Source organism: Flavobacterium alkalisoli, from assembly GCF_008000935.1.
GTDB lineage: Bacteria > Bacteroidota > Bacteroidia > Flavobacteriales > Flavobacteriaceae > Flavobacterium > Flavobacterium alkalisoli.
The window spans coordinates 1,372,463-1,390,550 of sequence record NZ_CP042831.1; the positions used below are offsets into that span (position 1 = coordinate 1,372,463).

The following is an 18,088-nucleotide window of genomic DNA, read 5'->3' on the forward strand; positions in this document are numbered from 1 at the left end:
ACATTTAATGTGCTTCAAGCCAGTTGTTTCCTTCGCCTATTTCTACTTCAAGCGGAACATTCAGGATAAAGGCGTTTTCCATTTCATGCTTAATCATCGGCTTTATTTTCTCCAGTTCGCTTGTATGAACATCAAACACAAGCTCATCGTGTACCTGTAGCAGCATCTTACTCTTCCAGTTCTCTTCCGTAAGCCTTTTGTGGATGTTTATCATTGCAATCTTAATGATATCGGCTGCGCTACCCTGTATAGGTGCGTTAACGGCATTTCGTTCTGCTGCACCGCGAACAACTGCATTTTGTGAATTGATGTCTTTCAGATAACGACGTCGCCCTGATATGGTTTGTACATAGCCATTTTCACGGGCAAACTCTATCTGCTCGTTAATATAGTTTCTAAGGGTAGGGTAGGTTAGGTAATAGGCATCAATAAGCTCTTTCGATTCCGAACGGCTTAGCGATGTCTGGTTACTTAAACCAAAGGCCGAAACCCCATAGATAATACCAAAGTTTACGGTCTTGGCATGGCTACGCTGTTCGCGGGTTACTTCTGCAAGAGCAACATTAAATACTTTTGCAGCGGTAGCAGCGTGAATATCCTCTTTGTTCTGGAATGATTTTACCATTTCAGGGTCACCGCTAAGTGCTGCGATAATGCGAAGCTCTATTTGCGAGTAATCGGCAGAAACCAGTTTGTAGTTTTCATCGCGGGCAATAAATGCCTTACGTATCTGTCTTCCCCTTTCCGTACGGATAGGGATGTTTTGCAGGTTAGGGTTGTTGGAACTCAAACGTCCTGTTGCAGCTACCGTTTGCATATAATCGGTATGTACACGGCCTGTTTTAGGCTGTACCTGTAATGGCAATGCATCTACATAGGTGTTTTGCAGTTTTACAAGCTGCCTCCAGTCTAATATGTCCTGAACAATAGGGTGTTCCTGCGACAGGTAAGAAAGTACTTCCTCGCCTGTTGCATACTGACCCGTTTTGGTTTTCTTTTGTTTGGCTCCGCCTATCTTAAGCTTGTCAAACAGTATTTCTCCCAATTGTTTTGGTGATGCCAGGTTAAACGATTCTCCGGCAGTTTCATAAATGCGCTGCTCCAGTGTTTTGGCATCATTGGTAAGCTCAACCGAAAGCTGTTTCAGATAATTGGTGTCTAAATTAATGCCTTCATGTTCCATAGCCGCAAGTACGGGCATTAATGGTATTTCTATCTCGTCAAAAAGTTTGCGTGTGGCAGTAGCTTCCAGCTGTGGTGCAAATACCTCCTTAAGCTGAAGGGTAATGTCGGCATCTTCGGCAGCATATTCCTTAATAAGCTCCAGCTCCACGTCACGCATCGACTTTTGGTTCTTTCCTTTTTTGCCTATAAGCTCCTCAATGGATTTAGGCGAATATTTAAGGTAGGTTTCAGCCAGCACATCCATACCATGCCTCATATCCGGATTGATAAGGTAATGGGCAATCATGGTATCAAATATCTTTCCTTTAACTGTAATACCGTAGTTGGAAAGTATCTGAATATCATACTTTAAGTTCTGGCCTACTTTCTCTATGTTCTCGTCTTCAAAAAACGGAATGAATTTATTTACCAGTTCCTGTGCTTCATCCCTGTTTGCAGGAAAAGGAACATAAAATGCTTTTCCTGTTTCCCATGCAAACGACATACCAACCAGCTCGGCAGTAAGTGTATCAACACCTGTGGTTTCGGTATCAAAGCAAATGCTGGGCTGCTTTAGCATATCACGTATTAGCAGGCTAACCGGAAGACTGCCTTCTATTACCTGATAAAAATGATTGGTGTTTTCAAGGGTGTTGTAAAAACTGCTTGTTGTAGCTGTGTCACCTTCACTGTCTTCCTCACCGCCTCCAAAAAGAGAGAACTGTGAGTCGTTACCTTTGGCTACTTTTTTAGTAGGCGCAGTTGTGTTAGATGCAACTTCGCTGTACTCCTCTCCGTCGGCAAACAGTTTGTGGAACTGCTCAGCCATTCTTCTAAATTCAAGGTCGTTAAAAATGGCTTCTACCTTTTCGGTATCCGGTTTAGAAAGTTCATAGTCTTTCTCGTCAAATGTTACATCACAATCTATAATAATGGTTGCCAGTTTTTTAGAAAGGATACCCTGTTCGGCATTCTCTTCGATCTTCTCTTTCATTTTTCCTTTCAGCTCGTGCGTGTTGGCAAGCAGGTTTTCCATAGAGCCATAATCCTTAAGCAGTTTTTTGGCTGTTTTTTCACCTACTCCCGGCAGTCCCGGTATGTTATCTACCGCATCACCCATCATCCCTAAAAAGTCGATAACCTGTTCAGGCCTTTCAATTTCAAAACGCTCCAATACTTCGGGCACGCCCCATATCTCTATACCGTTACCCATACGGGCAGGACGGTACATAAAAATATTTTCACTAACCAACTGTGCAAAGTCCTTGTCAGGGGTTACCATAAAAACCTGATAGCCCTGTTTTTCTGCCTGTTTTGCAATCGTTCCTATAAGGTCATCGGCCTCACATCCTGCGAGTTCCACAATAGGAATGTGCATCGCCTTAAGTATTTCATGAATATAGGGTATGGCAAGTTTTATGGCTTCGGGTGTTTCATCCCTGTTGGCTTTATAGGCCGTAAACATTTCGGTACGCACAGCACTTCCTTCCTTGTCAAATGCTACTGCAAGATGGTCGGGCTTTTCACGCTTAATAACATCAAGTAAAGAGTTCATGAAACCCATAATGGCCGAGGTGTCCATTCCTTTGGAATTTATCCTCGGGTTTTTGATGAAAGCATAGTAACCACGGAATATTAATGCATAAGCATCGAGTAGGAAAAGTCGTTTTTGTTGTGACATGTGAAAATCAATTTGCCGTAAAAATAAACAAACTGGTGCAGAATAAGAATAATATAAAAGGGTTTTGTGTTACATAAAAGGCAAAGTATCGTTAATCTCTTTATGGAGTGCTTTTTGCACCTGCCCATAGTAAACTTTGTTAAATTTGAAGATTGGTATACATTTTTAAAATACCTTTATTCGCTACTTTGTAAAAATATTTAAATGTTACGCTGGATACTATTTGCTGTTTTTGTGCTTATTGTAGAGCTGTATGCTTTTCAGGCTGTAAAAACGCTAACTAAAATAAGATGGGTGCTAATAGCCTATCAAATACTGTCGCTACTTATAGTAGTTTATATGTTTTATTCTTTTGCTACACAATTTGACCGCAGTGTAGGGCAAACAAAACATACCCTTTTTACCATAGGTCTTTTTCTTATTACTTACATTCCTAAAATGCTGCTGATGGTATTTATGTTTGGGGAAGATATTATAAGGATTATAGGTGGTTTTCTTAAGGAGTTTGTCGGTACTACCGATGAGTCTTTCCTTACTACCAGAAGAAAGTTTGTAAGCCAGATTGCCCTTGGGGTGGCTGCCATTCCTTTTTTGTCTTTACTGTATGGTATGACAAAAGGGAAATACAATTATAAATTACATAAGCAAACAATTTACTTTCCTGATCTCCCTGATAGTTTTGACGGACTTACCATAACCCAGATATCTGATGTGCATAGTGGTAGCCTTGATAATCATCATGAAATTGAGCATGCCATAAACATGATTAATGAACAGAAATCAGATATTGTACTTTTTACGGGAGATATAGTAAATACACATGCCTGGGAAATGAATCCGTGGATTGAGGCTTTTAGAAAAATTGAAGCACCTGCATTTGGTAAATACTCGGTATTGGGTAATCACGACTATGGTGAGTATGTAACCTGGCCTTCGCAAAAGGATAAGAACGAAAACTTTGAGGCTATTAAAGACCTTCACAGGCAAATTGATTTTAAACTGTTGCTTAACGAAAACGTGAAGCTTAAAAAAGGTAATGATGAAATCGCCCTGATAGGAGTTGAAAACTGGGGTGTCGGTTTTAAACAGGCGGGTGATTTGGCAAAAGCTTCAGAAGGTGTAAAGGATAATGACTTTAAGATACTTATGAGCCACGATCCGTCTCACTGGGAGCATGAGGTAAAAACACATAAAAGCAACTACCACCTTACCCTGAGCGGACATACTCACGGTTCTCAGTTTGGTATAGAAATACCGGGTTATTTTAAATGGAGCCCTATACAATACCGTTACAAACAGTGGGCAGGATTATACGAAAATCTTGGTCGCTATGTGTACGTTAACAGGGGGTTTGGTTTTCATGCTTATCCCGGCCGCGTAGGGATATGGCCTGAAATTACCGTTATAGAACTAAAAAAAGCCTCAAACGTAGCGTGATTGGGTAAAAATGCTATATTTGTATAAGTATAACTGGAAATAAAGGTTTTTAAAGTCGGTTTAAAATTTTTTTTATGTCAAAATTTGGAGAACTTATAAACTCCCAGGTACCTGTACTTATTGATTTTTATACAGAATGGAACGAGCCGTCTGTATCTATGCATCCTGTAATTAGAGATGTGGCTGCGGCGCTTGGCGACAGGGCTAAGGTTATAAAAATTGATGTGGATAAAAACCAGGAACTGGCTGATGCCTTACGAATCAAAGGGCTCCCAACGCTAATGATTTATAAAGAAGGGCAAATGGTGTGGAGGCAATCAGGCGAGCTTGACGCTAATACTATAATAGGACTTGTGCAGGAACACTCCTAGTCCAGGGCTGCAAAGTTAAATCCCTTCCCTTTTAGGTAATCTATTGCTTTAGGCAGGGCATATTCTAGATTAGGAAATGCCTTTACACTGTCGTGAAATATTATCACGCTGCCTTCCCTTGTATTTTTGGTAACGTTTGCCAGGCATTTTTGCGGGGTAATCTTTTTATCAAAATCTGCACTTAAAACATCCCACATAATAATCTTATATCCTCTTTTTCGCACTTCTGCTGCCTGAGTGCTTTTAATCTTTCCGTAAGGTGGCCTGAATAGCTTTTGTGTGTAAACTGTTCCTGTGTGCCTCTCAATTGATTTTTCACAGGCATCTGTGTTTTCTAAGTAAGCATCGTTTTGTGTATTCCAGCCGTTAACATGATTAAAGGTGTGGTTGGCAATGCTATGGCCCTGTTCAACTACCTTTTTAAATATATCAGGGTACTTTTCTATGTTATTACCAATACAAAAGAAAGTGGCTTTAATATCGTGTTGTTTTAGTATTCCTAAAACCCATTCGGTAATCTCCGGGGTAGGGCCGTCATCAAAAGTGAGATATATGGTGTTGCTGCTGTTTGGCACATCCCAAACATAGCCTTTAAAGAACCTTTTTATTATGCTTCCAGTTTTTACCCAATATGTTTTCATAGCTGTATAAAAAAAGCAGCTTCACAATGTAAAGCTGCTTAAAGTTAAGAATATATATTTATTTATTCCTCGTTGTCACGGTCAAACCTTTCAAACATATTGTTGTACTTGTTGAATACAGGTTTTTCCTTGTTGTAAAGATTTAAGTCACCCTCATCTTTCATTATCAGTAACAGGCTACGGTAGCGCTCAATATCAGTAATAATATCTACTACTATATGGTTTTGCTCACTTGCGTTTAGCCCTTTATAGAAAGTAAGGTTCTCCTGATATTTAGCGATAAGCTTTTTAAGCAGATCCTGTGCTTTTTCCTTTTCGCCCAGTTTGTAGTAAGCTGTTGCATATGGCTCTAAAAGCGTATAGTAGTTAAAGTATTCTACCGGCATTTTAGTCATGGCAAGATCGGCAATATTCTTCGCTTTTTCATTTTTGCCTTCTGTCATTAGTTTTTCCATAAGGCGTGCCAGGTTTGTACGGTAAGTAATACTGTTTTTACGCGTTTCCGGATCATGGTAAATCTTAGGGCTTTCGCTGTTACCCCAATCCCAGCTCATAACAATATCATACATCTTATCGGTGTCAATATTACCCATATCCAGTAAGCTTCCTTCTTTTGGTATAGGTGTCTTTACAGGTATAAGTTTAAATACCATACCGTCAAGCTGTAGGTATTCTTTCATCCAAAGGTAATCGTCATCGCCAAAGCTTCCTCCTGTAAAATAGATAGGGCGTTCCCAGTTATTATTGTTTACAAGGTCCAGCATTAACAGGCGGTTTTTGTATAAAGCGTCTCCTTTAATGTCGATATCGATGTACGGAACTATAGAATCATACAGCTCAGGAGCTACTATCTTATTCTTGATAACCGACTCACGGTCTACATTAAGCCTTATCTTGTTAGTAGGGAAGTAGTTTATCATGTGCCCGTTTCTAAGCTCCACTTTTGTTCTAGGGTCATCTGAAGCGATAAAGTCCATAAAGTCGTTTATGTCTAAACGCTTATCGGTTCTTCTGTCTAAGAACATATAATCTCTTGTTCCCTGTACGTACTGATCGTGTGTAAAGGAAATTGGTAGTGGTTCTGATTCGTATGCCTTAGCCTTCATTTGGTCAATGTACCAGTCGGTCATGAAAAGGCTTGTGTTTACAATTCTTATATCTGTTCTTATACCTTCAACCTCCTGAGCATACCATAACGGGAAGGTGTCGTTATCACCTATGGTAAACAGTATGGCATTCTGGTCGCACGATTCAAGGTACGCTTTTGCCATCGCAAGTGCAGTGTAGCGGTCTGAACGGTCGTGGTCATCCCAGTTTTGAGAAGCCAGTAATACGGGTCCTGCAAGCATGGTAACGGCAAGAACAACCGGTCCTGCAATTTTAGGTGCCAGTAATTTTTTAATACTGTCGTAAATAGCATATACCCCAAAGCCTATCCACATTGCAAATACATAGAAAGAACCTACAAGGGCATAATCTCTTTCCCTTGGTTCAAATGGCCTTTCATTAAGGTATATTTTAAGTGCTAAACCTGTAAACAGGAACAGGATTAATAATACATAGAAGCTCTTAAGGTCTTTTGATGCATGATATGCCAATCCTATAAGTCCTAGTATAAGTGGTAGCAGATAGTAGAAGTTTCTGGCTTTATTGTTAAGCTGGTCACTCGGAAGGTTTTCCTGAGAACCCAAATGCCATTCGTCAACAACCTTAATCCCGCTCATCCAGTTACCATCATAACTGTCATATCTTCCCTGAATATCGTTTTGCCTTCCTGAGAAGTTCCACATAAAATATCTGAAATACATGTACCCAAACTGGTATTCAAACATGAACTTCATATTATCGGCAAATGATGGTTTGTCTATGATAAGGTACTGACTGTAGTTTTTAAGGAATCGGTCGTAATCTTCAAGATCCATTTTTCCTTGTTGGTAACCGGTCTTGAATTGGGTTATTACGTTTTGAAGTTCATCACGAACCTGTGCCATAGCTTTTCCTACTTCCTCATCGCTCATTTGGTCTAAAGGAAGTCCATATTGTACAAGGTCCTGAGAGAAATCGTAATTAGGGTCTATCCTGAAATCCAAAGGCCTTGTAAAGTTCATGTAGTTAACCGCATGATCTGTACTCCACATCCTTGGCATAAAACCTTTGTGGTTATCGTCAGTGTTTTGTTTGGCGTTTTTATAATTGTTTACAATTACATACTCGCCTTTTTTGTAATCTCTCTGGTAGTTAGGCTTTTCGTCTTCATAAGGGTTTTCCTTATCAAGGCCTGCATAAGTGTCAGAGAACATTGGGCCGTAAAATAGTTTTTGTTCACCATACTGCTCACGGTTGTAGTAAGCAAGTACCTCGGCAGCATCCGAAGGCCTGTTCTCGTTAATAACAACGTTAGCGTTCGCACGTATAGGAAGCATCATCCAGGTAGAGAAGCCTATAAATATAAAAAGTACACAAAGTACTAATGTGTTTGCCAGTGCATAATTGTTTTTACGTGTATAGTTAAGTCCGAAATAGAAAAGGGCTACAATTAGCAATGCCATGAAAATGGTACCCGAGTTAAACGGAAGTCCCATTTTGTTTACCATAAAGATTTCTGTCTTACCAAATAGGGCAAGGGTATATGGTAATAATAGCTTGAATATGAATAAAAGTATGGCAACAATAACTATGTTTGCTATAATGAAGCTCTTAACCGTAATCTTTTCATAGTTTTTAAAGTAGTATATAAATCCAATGGCAGGGATGGTAAGGAGTGCCATAAAGTGAACACCAAAAGATAAACCAACTACTAATGAAATAATAAGTAGCCATTTGTTTCCTCTAGGTGTGTTCATGTCCTGTTCCCAGCGTAGTCCCAGCCATAACAGTAACGATATGAACAGAGAAGCCATTGCATAAACCTCGGCTTCGGTAGCGTTAAACCAAAAACTATCAGTAAAAGTAAAGGCAAGTGAACCTACGGCGGCACTACCTAATACCATAAGAGCATTATTGTTGTTAAATTCAGAAAATCTCTCAAGCAGTGTTCTTAGTAACATAGTTAGTGACCAGAACATAAACAATATTGTAAACGCACTTGATACCACCGATACCATGTTTACCATTAGGGCAATCTTATCTGGTGCTGTTGCAAACATTGCAAAAAAGGCACCTACCATTTGGAACAAAGGTGCTCCGGGAGGGTGGCCTACTTCAAGTTTTGCTGCTGTTGGTATGTATTCGCCGCAATCCCAAAAACTAAGGGTAGGCTCTACGGTTAATGAATAAACAACAAGGGCAATGGTAAAAACCGTCCAGCCCAAAATGGTATTCCATTTTTTAAAGTTAAATGTCATCATGCGGTTATGAGGATTCCGAAATTTATATATGCAAAGAAACTATTTTTTATTTAAAGGTAATGTAAGCAATTTCATTTTAATGATTATTATAAAGTAAAAAGGCGACAATTATTGCAATTGCCGCCTTTAAAACTTTTGTGCTATCCGTTATCCTGTATAAACCGCGCCATCATCTTATAATAGCGGTCAAAGGCGGGTAGTTGTTTTTCGTAAAATTCGGTGTCTCCGTTTTCTTTTGCCATTTGGAGTAGGTTGTAATACCCTTCTATATCTCCCGGAGCATCAACCGAGTTGTAAAAGGTTATCTGTTCCTGCTGTTTTTCTATTAGTATAGAGAGCAACTCTCTGGCTTTTTCTTTTTCGCCAACCTTATAATAACCTTCGGCAAAAGGTTCTGACATGTAATAGTAGCCATAATCTTTTACAGGTAGTTTAGTTACTGCAAGGTCTATTATTACTTTGGCCTTGCCTGTTTTGCCCTGTTCTAATAAGGTGTCGGTTAGTCGGGCAAGGTTTTTTCTGTAGGTAACACTGTTTCTTCTCGTTTCAGGGTCATGATATATTTTTTTATCACTGCTGCCCCAATCCCATCGCATAACCGTGTCAAACATTTTCTCTGCATCAATGTGGCCTATATCTATAGGTTTGTCTTTTAGAACTTGTGTTTTAACAGGGATAAGCTTGTAAGTCATTCCGTCAAGCTGCAGGTAGTCCTTTAGCCATAAATAATCCTCATCCTTAAGGCTTCCTCCTGAAAAATAAACAGGTCGCTCCCAGTTGTTGTTTCTTATAATGTCCAGCATTACAATGTGATGCTTAAATATAGCTTCTTTAGGCAGGTCGATATCTATATAAGGAACAATGGAGTCATAAAGATCTGGTGACACTACCTTGTTCTTAATAACGGCTTCCCTGTCTACAGGAATGCGTATTTTGTTTGTAGGGTAGTAGTTAGACATGTGTCCGTTGGTTAGCTCTACCTGAGTACGTTCGTCATCAGAGGTTATAAAATCCATGAAATCATTAATGTCTATACGCTCTTCAGTTCTTGGTACGTATAAAACAAAATCACGGGTGCCGTCTACATACTGCTTGTGCTCAAGTGATATTGGCAGGGGGTCTGCTTTATATGTCTTTTGCTTCATTTGGTCTATGTACCAGTCCGCAGGTAAGTAAGTAGTGCATGCTACTTTTATATCGGTACGGAACTCCTCAATTTCCTGAGCATACCATAATGGGAAAGTGTCATTATCTGCCGATGTAAACAATATGGCATTAGGGTCGCAGGAGTCCAGATAGGCTTTTGCCATAACCAGTGCGGTGTCCCTGCCGGAACGGTCGTGGTCGTCCCAGTTTTCGGCTGCCATAAGTACCGGGGTGCTTAAAAGTGCAATGCCTAATACTAAAGGAGCTGTGATTTTCTGACTCATTTGTTTTTGCAAAATATTGTAAATGGAATAAACGCCCATGGCAATCCATATTGCAAAAACATAAAATGCACCAACCATTACATAGTCCCTTTCCCTTACTTCATATGGTTTTTCATTTAGAAATACCTTAAGTGCAAAACTCATGAATACAAAAAGTACCAAAAGAACATAAAAGCTTTTAGGGTCTTTACGGGCATGGAACACAAATCCCAGTATCCCTAATATAAAAGGTATAAAGTAATATACATTGCGACCCTTGTTGTTTAGCATATCACTGGTAAGATGGCTTTGTGGTCCCAGTCTTGCTTCGTCTATGTTTGTGAATCCGCTAAGCCAGTTTCCGTTAATAAAATCGCCTTCTCCCTGTATGTCGCTTTGTTTGCCTGCAAAATTCCACATAAGGTAGCGCCAAAACATATAGCCAAACTGATACTCAACCATAAACTGCATGTTTTGGCTAAAAGATGGTTTTTCTACTATTAGATAATCTTTATAGGCTTTTAGGAATTCATCATACCCCTTATTGCCTATGTCGCCGCTGTTATAAGCGGTCCTAAATTGTGTTATAACATCACTAAGCTGATTTTTTATCTGTGCTATGGCCTCCATGGCTTCAACTTCTGTAACCGTATTTGGGTTAATGCCATATTTAGGCAGATCCTGAGTAAAGTCGTAGTTAGGGTTGATCCTGAATTTAGGAGGGGCGGTATAAGCCATGTAGTTTGCAGCGTGCTTATCGCTTGTCATGCGGGGTAATATGGCATCGTGTGCGCTATTGGTGTTGTGGACTGCGTTTTTATAATTGTTTACCACAACGTATTTTCCGGTTTTATAGTCGCGTTCATAATTTGGCTTTCCATCCTTAAAAGGTGTTTCTGGGTCAAGACCCGCATAAGCCTCGGTGTATAGCGGACCATAAAATACTTTTTGCTCCCCATAATTCTCACGATTATAGTATGCTAAAAGTTCGGCAGCATCTGTAGGAGGTAATTCATTAATAACCACACCTGCGTTTGATCGGACCGATAGCATTATCCAGCTTGAAAACCCTATAAACATGAACAGGACACCCAGTATAGCTGTATTGTATAGTGCAAAGCCTTTTTGCCTTGTATAGCGTAAACCTAAATAAAATAAGGATACTACTATTATTGCCATTAGTATGGTTCCGGAGTTAAACGGTAATCCAAATGTGTTTACCACAAAGATTTCAGTTTTACCAAATAAAGCCATGGTATATGGCATAAGGAATTTGAAAACAAAAAACAGTATGCCTACTATGGCTATATTAGCGATTATAAAATTCCTTATGGTAACCTTTTTATAATTCTTAAAATAGTAGATAAGGCCTATTGACGGAATGGTTAACAAAGCCAGGAAGTGAACCCCGAAAGATATTCCTATAAGAAAACAGATAATTAACAGCCATCTGTTTCCTCTGGGAGTGTGCATTTCTTCTCCCCAGCGTAGTCCTGCCCACATTAATAATGATATAAACAGTGATGCCATGGCATATACTTCGGCTTCGGTAGCGTTAAACCAAAAAGTATCAGAGAAAGTCAATGCCATGCTGCCTGTAAAGGCACTGCCTAAAATCATTATGGTGTTGCCTTTTGTAATGGTTGTGAACGATGAAACAATATTTTTAAGCAACAGGGTGGTTGACCAAAACATAAAAAGTATAGCAAATGCAGCCGAAACTGCCGAAACCATATTTACCATAAGTGCTATATTTTCTTTTGAGGAAGCAAACATGGCAAAAAAGGCACCTGTAATCTGGAAGAAAGGTGCTCCCGGCGGATGGCCTACCTGTAATTTGGCTGAAGTGGATATATATTCACCGCAATCCCAAAAACTCATTGTGGGTTCTACGGTTAAAGCGTAAACCGTAAGTGCAATTGCAAAAGAAATCCAGCCTAGAATTAAATTCCGTTTTTTAAAGTAAAAATCGTCCATAAGGTGTTTAATGTTGGTTATCAGTTTGTTTGTGAAAGCGTCTTTCTACTGGTACTAACGCAGAAAAATTTTTTTTCATATTTTTTGAAATAAAAATTTGCAAAAATGAATTTATGTGCTACATTTGCACCCGCAATCAAGCACCAAACATTGGTCTATGGTGTAATGGTAACACTACTGATTTTGGTTCAGTCATTCTAGGTTCGAGTCCTAGTAGACCAACAAAAAAGCCTCTCAGATTCTGAGAGGCTTTTTTTATTGTTATATTTAAGTTGTGTTATTTATATAAAATTAAAAAGCCACCCTTTGGAGGTGGCTTTTTGGTATATAATCTTTGGTGTTATATTTTAAAGGTAACAACCGGTCTTACCGCGTGATTTACTAAATCTTCGCTAATACTTCCGTTAAAAAAGTGAGCAAGTCCCTGTCTTCCGTGTGTGCACATACCTATAAGGTCAGCATTCACTTTGTTTGAGAAGTGGAGAATTCCTTTTTCTACATTAATATCATTATAGATATGTGTAGTATATCCGTTCTTGATGTTTGCATCAGCTGTAAAGTCGTGAATCAGTTTTTCTGCGGCATGAGTAGACTTAAAGTCGTTTGGAGTATTTACAAATACCAGGTGCAGGTTAGCGTCAAAGGCATTTGCAAAAGCTACTACATCTTTAAATGGTTTTTTGATTTCGCTTGAGAAGTCAGATGCAAATACGAAGTTTTGCGGATTGAATTCACCTTCTTCTTTTTTAATAACCAGTACCGGGATGTCTGATGTACGAACAACTTTTTCTGTATTTGATCCGATAAACATTTCCCTGAAACCGCTAGCTCCGTGAGAACCCATTACAACAAGGTCGATGTTGTGTTTTTTGCTGTGAGATATAATACCGTCAAAAGCTTTTTCAAACTGTATAGCTTCAACTATGTTTATTCCCTGCAGGTATGGCTCGTTTACCACTTCCTGAAAACGCTCGCGTGTTTTTTCCATAAAGAACATAACTTCAGGAATATCGCTGCTGCTGCCTACTGCGTTACTTTCTCCAATACCGTCGTTACTAATGTGAGACGGCATTTCAAGCATGTGTAAAAGGTATATCTCGCCATTGTTTTTACGTGCAATTTGTGCGGCAACCTTTAGGGCATACTCGGCGTGATCAGAGAAGTCGGTAGGAACTAAAATTCTTTTCATATGTGTAAATTATTAACTAAAATTTGGTTGGAAAATTAATACAATAAAGGTACTGAATAAATTTACATTATCCAATGATTTTCAATATATAAAAAAATTAGTATATTTGCACAGTTATTTATTAAAAAACTAAATAATGAGGGGACAGGAGTCCCCTCTTTTTATACGAATATGACATTTAAAGAGAAAGTTGCTGAACTGGTGAACATAGCGCTGGAAGAGCGCCCTTCACTGTTTCTTATAGATCTTTCCATAAGCGATTCTAACAAAATAAGTGTTATACTGGATGGTGATAATGGTGTAAACCTGCAGGACTGTATTGATGTTAGCAGGGCGGTAGAGCACAACCTTGACAGGGAAGAACAGGATTTTTCACTTGAGGTAGCTTCGGCCGGTGCAACCAGTCCGTTAAAAAATATCAGACAGTATAGAAAAAATCTTGGAAGGACGCTTAAAGTGAAGACCGCACAGGAAGAAATCGAGGCAAAATTAACCGAAGCCAACGATGAGCATATTGTGCTGGAATGGAAGGCAAGAGAACCTAAAAAAGTAGGTAAAGGGAAAGAAACCGTTGAGAAAAAAGCGGAAATTCCTTATGGAGACATAAAAGAAGCAGTTGTTGTAATAAAATTTTAAAAAAATAAGAGAGTTGGCATGGAAAATATTGCATTAATCGATTCGTTTTCAGAGTTTAAAGATGATAAGCTGATAGATCGTGTTACCCTAATGGCGATCCTGGAAGATGTATTTAGGAATGCACTAAAGAAAAAATATGGTTCTGACGATAACTTTGATATCATCATTAACCCTGATAAGGGGGATATGGAAATATGGAGGAACCGTGTGGTGGTAGCCGATGGTGAGGTAGAAGACCCTAACCAGGAGATTTCCCTTTCTGAAGCAAGAAAAATCGAGCCTGACTTTGAAGTTGGTGAAGATGTTTCTGAAGAGGTTAAGCTAATCCAGTTAGGCCGCAGGGCTATACTTGCATTACGTCAAAACCTTATTTCTAAGATACACGAACACGATAATACTAACCTTTATAAGCAGTTTAAAGACCTTATAGGGGATATTTATACGGCAGAAGTGCACCATGTTCGACCAAAAGCTGTAATTTTGGTGGATGATGAGGGTAACGAAATCGTTCTGCCTAAAGAAAAACAAATCCCGTCTGACTTCTTCAGAAAAGGAGATAACGTTCGCGGTATAATTGAAAATGTTGAGCTTAAAGGAAATAAGCCGCAAATCATTATGTCAAGAACATCAGAGAAATTCCTTGAGAAATTATTTGAACAGGAAATTCCGGAAGTTTTTGACGGACTTATTACTGTTAAGAAAGTAGTAAGGATACCGGGCGAGAAAGCGAAAGTGGCTGTAGATTCTTATGATGACAGAATTGACCCTGTAGGTGCCTGTGTGGGTATGAAAGGTTCAAGAATTCACGGAATCGTTCGCGAGCTTGGTAACGAAAATATAGATGTAATTAACTATACGACTAATACACAGCTTTATATAACAAGAGCACTTAGCCCTGCTAAGGTTTCTTCAATCAAAATTGATGAGGATAAAAAATCTGCAGAGGTGTTCTTAAAGCTAGAAGAGGTGTCTAAGGCTATTGGCCGAGGTGGTCATAACATTAAGCTTGCCGGGTTGCTTACAGGATATGAGCTTGATGTTATACGTGAAGGTAATCTTGAAGATGAGGATGTTGAATTAACAGAATTCTCAGATGAAATTGAAGGATGGATTATTGAAGAGTTCGCTAAAATAGGACTTGATACTGCAAGAAGCGTACTTAACCAGGATGTGAAAGACCTTGTAAGAAGGACTGACCTGGAAGAAGAAACAGTTCTTGAAGTGATAAGAATATTGAAAGAAGAGTTTGAAGATTAATACTATTGTATAACAACAAATACAACCAGGAAAGATAATATTAAAAAGATTATATGTCTGAAGATAGAGTAATAAGAATAAATAAAGTTTTAAGGGAATTAAACATTTCGCTGGACAGGGCTGTTGAGTTTCTTAAGGACATGGGGCAAGCTATTGATGCTAGTCCTAATGCCAAGATATCCAACGAGGAATATTCGGCGCTTAAAAGACAGTTTTCTGCTGATCAGAGCAAGAAAGAGGCTTCTCTTGAGGTGAGTGAAGAGAAAAAGAAGGAGAAGGAGGCTTTAAGGCTGGAGAGAGAGCGTGAACTGGAAGAAAAGCGCAAACAGGAAGAAGAGAAACAAAGACAGGAGGTAGTGCGTGCAAAAGCATCATTATCAGGCCCGGTTGCAGTAGGGAAAATAGACCTTAATCCTAAAAAAGCTCAGGAAGAACCTTCAGACACTCCTCAGGCTCCAAAACAGGAAGAAGCACCTGCTAAAGCTGCCGAAGCTCCGGTAGCTAAGGAAGAGAAACCTGCCGAAACTCCTAAAGCGGAAGTTAAGGAAGAAAAAGCCGAAGAGAAAAAAGCTCCGGAGGCTCCTAAACAGCCGGAAGCTGAGAAAAAACAGGAAGCTCCTAAAGTAGAGAAAAAGCCGGAACCTCAGGCTCCTAAGGCAGAAGCTCCAAAAACAGATGCTCCTGCCCCTCAGGGTGATGATAAAATCAAAACTCAGTACCAAAAACTTTCGGGTGCTACTTTTACAGGGCAAACTATTGACCTTTCTCAGTTTAATAAGCCTAAAAAGAAAAAAGAGGAGCCTAAGAAAGATAACAAGCCAGGCGGACAAAACCAAGGTCAGGGTAACAACAATAACAAAAACAAGAGAAAAAGGATTACTACTAAGCCTCAGGGGCAAGGTCAGGGTCAGGGTGGACAAAACCAGGGCGGACAGAACCAAGGGCAAGGCGGTAACCGACCAGGAGGCCAGGGCGGACCTAAATTTGGAAACAAAGATTTCAACAAAAACAAACGTCAGGCTATTGTTAATAAGGTTGAGCCTACTGAAGAAGAGGTTAAAAACCAAATCAGAGAAACCCTTGAGAAACTTCAGGGTAAAGGAAGCAAATCTAAAGCTGCAAAATATAGAAGAGACAAGCGTGAAACGCACCGTCAACGTACAGATGATGAGCAAAGACAGTTAGAAGAAGGAAGCAAAGTGCTTAAGGTAACCGAGTTTGTTACCGTAGGGGAAATTGCTACAATGATGGATGTGCCTATTACTAAGGTAATCTCTGTATGTATGTCTTTAGGTATCATGGTTACCATGAACCAGCGTCTTGATGCAGAAACGCTTTCTATTGTTGCTGATGAATTTGGTTATGAAGTAGAGTTTATTACTACCGATATTGAAGAAGCAAAAGAGGTTGTTGAAGATAAAGATGAGGATCTTGAATTCAGAGCTCCTATTGTAACGGTAATGGGTCACGTAGACCACGGTAAAACATCGTTACTTGACTACATTCGTAAAGAAAATGTTATTGCAGGTGAGTCGGGTGGTATAACACAGCATATTGGTGCTTATGGGGTAACTCTTGAAAGCGGTCAGAAAATCGCATTCCTTGATACACCGGGTCACGAGGCGTTTACCGCGATGCGTGCACGTGGTGCTCAGGTTACCGATATCGCAATTATTGTGATTGCTGCCGATGACGACATCATGCCGCAAACTAAAGAGGCAATTAACCACGCACAGGCTGCTGGTGTGCCAATTATATTTGCTATAAACAAAGTGGATAAGCCAACTGCAAATCCGGAGAAAATTAAGGAAAGACTTGCAGGTATGAATCTACTTGTAGAAGATTGGGGTGGTAAAATACAATCACACGATATCTCTGCAAAAACAGGTTTAGGTGTAAAAGAACTATTAGAAAAAGTATTATTAGAGGCTGAGATATTAGATCTTAAAGCTAATCCTAATAAGCCTGCTGTAGGTACTGTTGTAGAAGCCTTCCTTGATAAAGGTAGGGGTTATGTGTCAACAGTTCTTGTACAGGGAGGTACATTAAAAGTAGGAGATTATGTTCTTGCTGGTAAGCATCACGGTAAAGTGAAAGCTATGCAGGATGAGCGTGGTAATAATATTAAAGAGGCAGGGCCATCTACACCAATATCTATATTGGGTCTTGATGGTGCGCCAACAGCAGGTGATAAGTTTAACGTGTTTGAAGATGAGAAAGAAGCTAAGCAAATTGCTGCTAAGCGTACCCAGTTACTTCGTGAGCAGGCTGTTCGTACACAAAGACATATTACTCTTGCCGAGATTGGAAGAAGGATTGCACTTGGACAGTTTAAAGAACTTAACATTATCCTTAAAGGTGACGTGGATGGTTCGGTTGAGGCGCTTTCAGATTCATTCTCTAAACTTTCAACAGAAGAAATTCAAATCAATATCATACATAAAGGTGTAGGTGCGATTACAGAATCTGACGTATTACTTGCTTCTGCTTCAGATGCTATTATTATCGGATTCAACGTGCGTCCTATGGGAGGTGCTAAGCAGCTTGCAGAAAAAGAGGAAATCGATATCAGAAACTACTCTATCATCTATGATGCTATTGATGATGTTAAGGATGCGATGGAAGGTATGCTTTCTCCTGAGCTTAAAGAAGAAGTTACCGGTACTGCTGAGATACGTGAAACATTTAAGATCTCTAAAGTGGGTACTATTGCCGGATGTATGGTTACAGATGGTAAGATATTCCGTAGCTCTAAGATACGTCTTATCAGGGATGGTGTTGTAATCTACACGGGTGAGCTTTCTACACTTAAACGTTTCAAAGACGACGTTAAAGAGGTGTCTAAAGGTTATGACTGTGGTATGCAGATTAAAAACTACAACGACATTCAGGTTTATGATGTTATTGAGGCATTCCAGGAAGTGGAAGTTAAAAAGACGCTTAAATAAGAATTAAGAATAATTAACAAAAAGCCCCGCG

At 39.5% G+C, this 18,088-nt stretch carries 10 protein-coding genes and 1 tRNA gene; 6 read left to right on the forward strand and 5 right to left on the reverse strand.

Annotation, left to right across the window (positions count from 1 at the left end; all coding sequences use genetic code 11):
- Positions 1-4 precede the first annotated feature (4 nt).
- Positions 5-2,845 (reverse strand): DNA polymerase I, encoded by a 2,841-nt coding sequence (gene polA, locus FUA48_RS06100; protein WP_147582721.1) that lies wholly within the window; start codon positions 2,843-2,845, stop codon positions 5-7.
- A gap of 204 nt (positions 2,846-3,049) precedes the next feature.
- Here polA and FUA48_RS06105 point away from each other — a divergent pair, with 204 nt between their 5' ends.
- Both FUA48_RS06105 and FUA48_RS06110 read left to right on the forward strand, forming a co-directional pair.
- Positions 3,050-4,282: a metallophosphoesterase gene (locus FUA48_RS06105; protein WP_147582722.1), complete on the forward strand. Its 1,233-nt coding sequence runs from the start codon at positions 3,050-3,052 to the stop codon at positions 4,280-4,282.
- A 74-nt stretch (positions 4,283-4,356) separates the two neighbouring features.
- The gene (locus tag FUA48_RS06110; protein ID WP_129750788.1) at positions 4,357-4,653 is read left to right on the forward strand and encodes a thioredoxin family protein; all 297 of its coding nucleotides are present in this window, start codon (positions 4,357-4,359) and stop codon (positions 4,651-4,653) included.
- Here FUA48_RS06110 and FUA48_RS06115 read toward each other — a convergent pair.
- The 3 genes from FUA48_RS06115 to FUA48_RS06125 all read right to left on the reverse strand — a co-directional run bounded on the left by FUA48_RS06115 (position 4,650) and on the right by FUA48_RS06125 (position 12,027).
- Complete coding sequence (locus FUA48_RS06115) at positions 4,650-5,294, reverse strand: polysaccharide deacetylase family protein (RefSeq protein ID WP_147582723.1); 645 nt, start codon at positions 5,292-5,294, stop codon at positions 4,650-4,652. The two genes, FUA48_RS06110 and FUA48_RS06115, sit on opposite strands and share 4 nt — an antisense overlap.
- A gap of 62 nt (positions 5,295-5,356) precedes the next feature.
- A complete protein-coding gene (locus FUA48_RS06120) occupies positions 5,357-8,641 on the reverse strand; it encodes a glycosyltransferase family 117 protein (RefSeq protein WP_147582724.1) in 3,285 nt (1,094 codons plus the stop codon).
- A 140-nt stretch (positions 8,642-8,781) separates the two neighbouring features.
- Positions 8,782-12,027 carry a DUF2723 domain-containing protein gene (locus FUA48_RS06125; RefSeq protein ID WP_147582725.1) on the reverse strand — a complete coding sequence of 1,082 codons (3,246 nt, stop codon included), beginning with the start codon at positions 12,025-12,027 and terminating at the stop codon, positions 8,782-8,784.
- A 151-nt stretch (positions 12,028-12,178) separates the two neighbouring features.
- Between FUA48_RS06125 and FUA48_RS06130 the strand changes: the two genes are divergently transcribed.
- Positions 12,179-12,249: transfer RNA gene (locus tag FUA48_RS06130), tRNA-Gln, on the forward strand.
- Between the two features lie 118 nt (positions 12,250-12,367).
- Here FUA48_RS06130 and FUA48_RS06135 read toward each other — a convergent pair.
- On the reverse strand, positions 12,368-13,216 hold the full coding sequence (locus FUA48_RS06135; RefSeq protein WP_147582726.1) for a universal stress protein: 849 nt from the start codon (positions 13,214-13,216) through the stop codon (positions 12,368-12,370).
- A gap of 171 nt (positions 13,217-13,387) precedes the next feature.
- Between FUA48_RS06135 and rimP the strand changes: the two genes are divergently transcribed.
- The 3 genes from rimP to infB are packed head-to-tail and all read left to right on the forward strand — an operon-like array spanning position 13,388 to position 18,057.
- Entirely contained in the window at positions 13,388-13,852 is a 465-nt protein-coding gene (rimP, locus tag FUA48_RS06140; protein ID WP_147582727.1) for a ribosome assembly cofactor RimP, read from the forward strand.
- Between the two features lie 18 nt (positions 13,853-13,870).
- Positions 13,871-15,109, forward strand: coding sequence for a transcription termination factor NusA (gene nusA / locus FUA48_RS06145; RefSeq protein ID WP_129750794.1), 1,239 nt, complete (start codon positions 13,871-13,873; stop codon positions 15,107-15,109).
- Positions 15,110-15,162: 53 nt separating this feature from the next.
- A complete protein-coding gene (gene infB / locus FUA48_RS06150; protein WP_147582728.1) occupies positions 15,163-18,057 on the forward strand; it encodes a translation initiation factor IF-2 in 2,895 nt (964 codons plus the stop codon).
- Positions 18,058-18,088 lie beyond the last annotated feature (31 nt).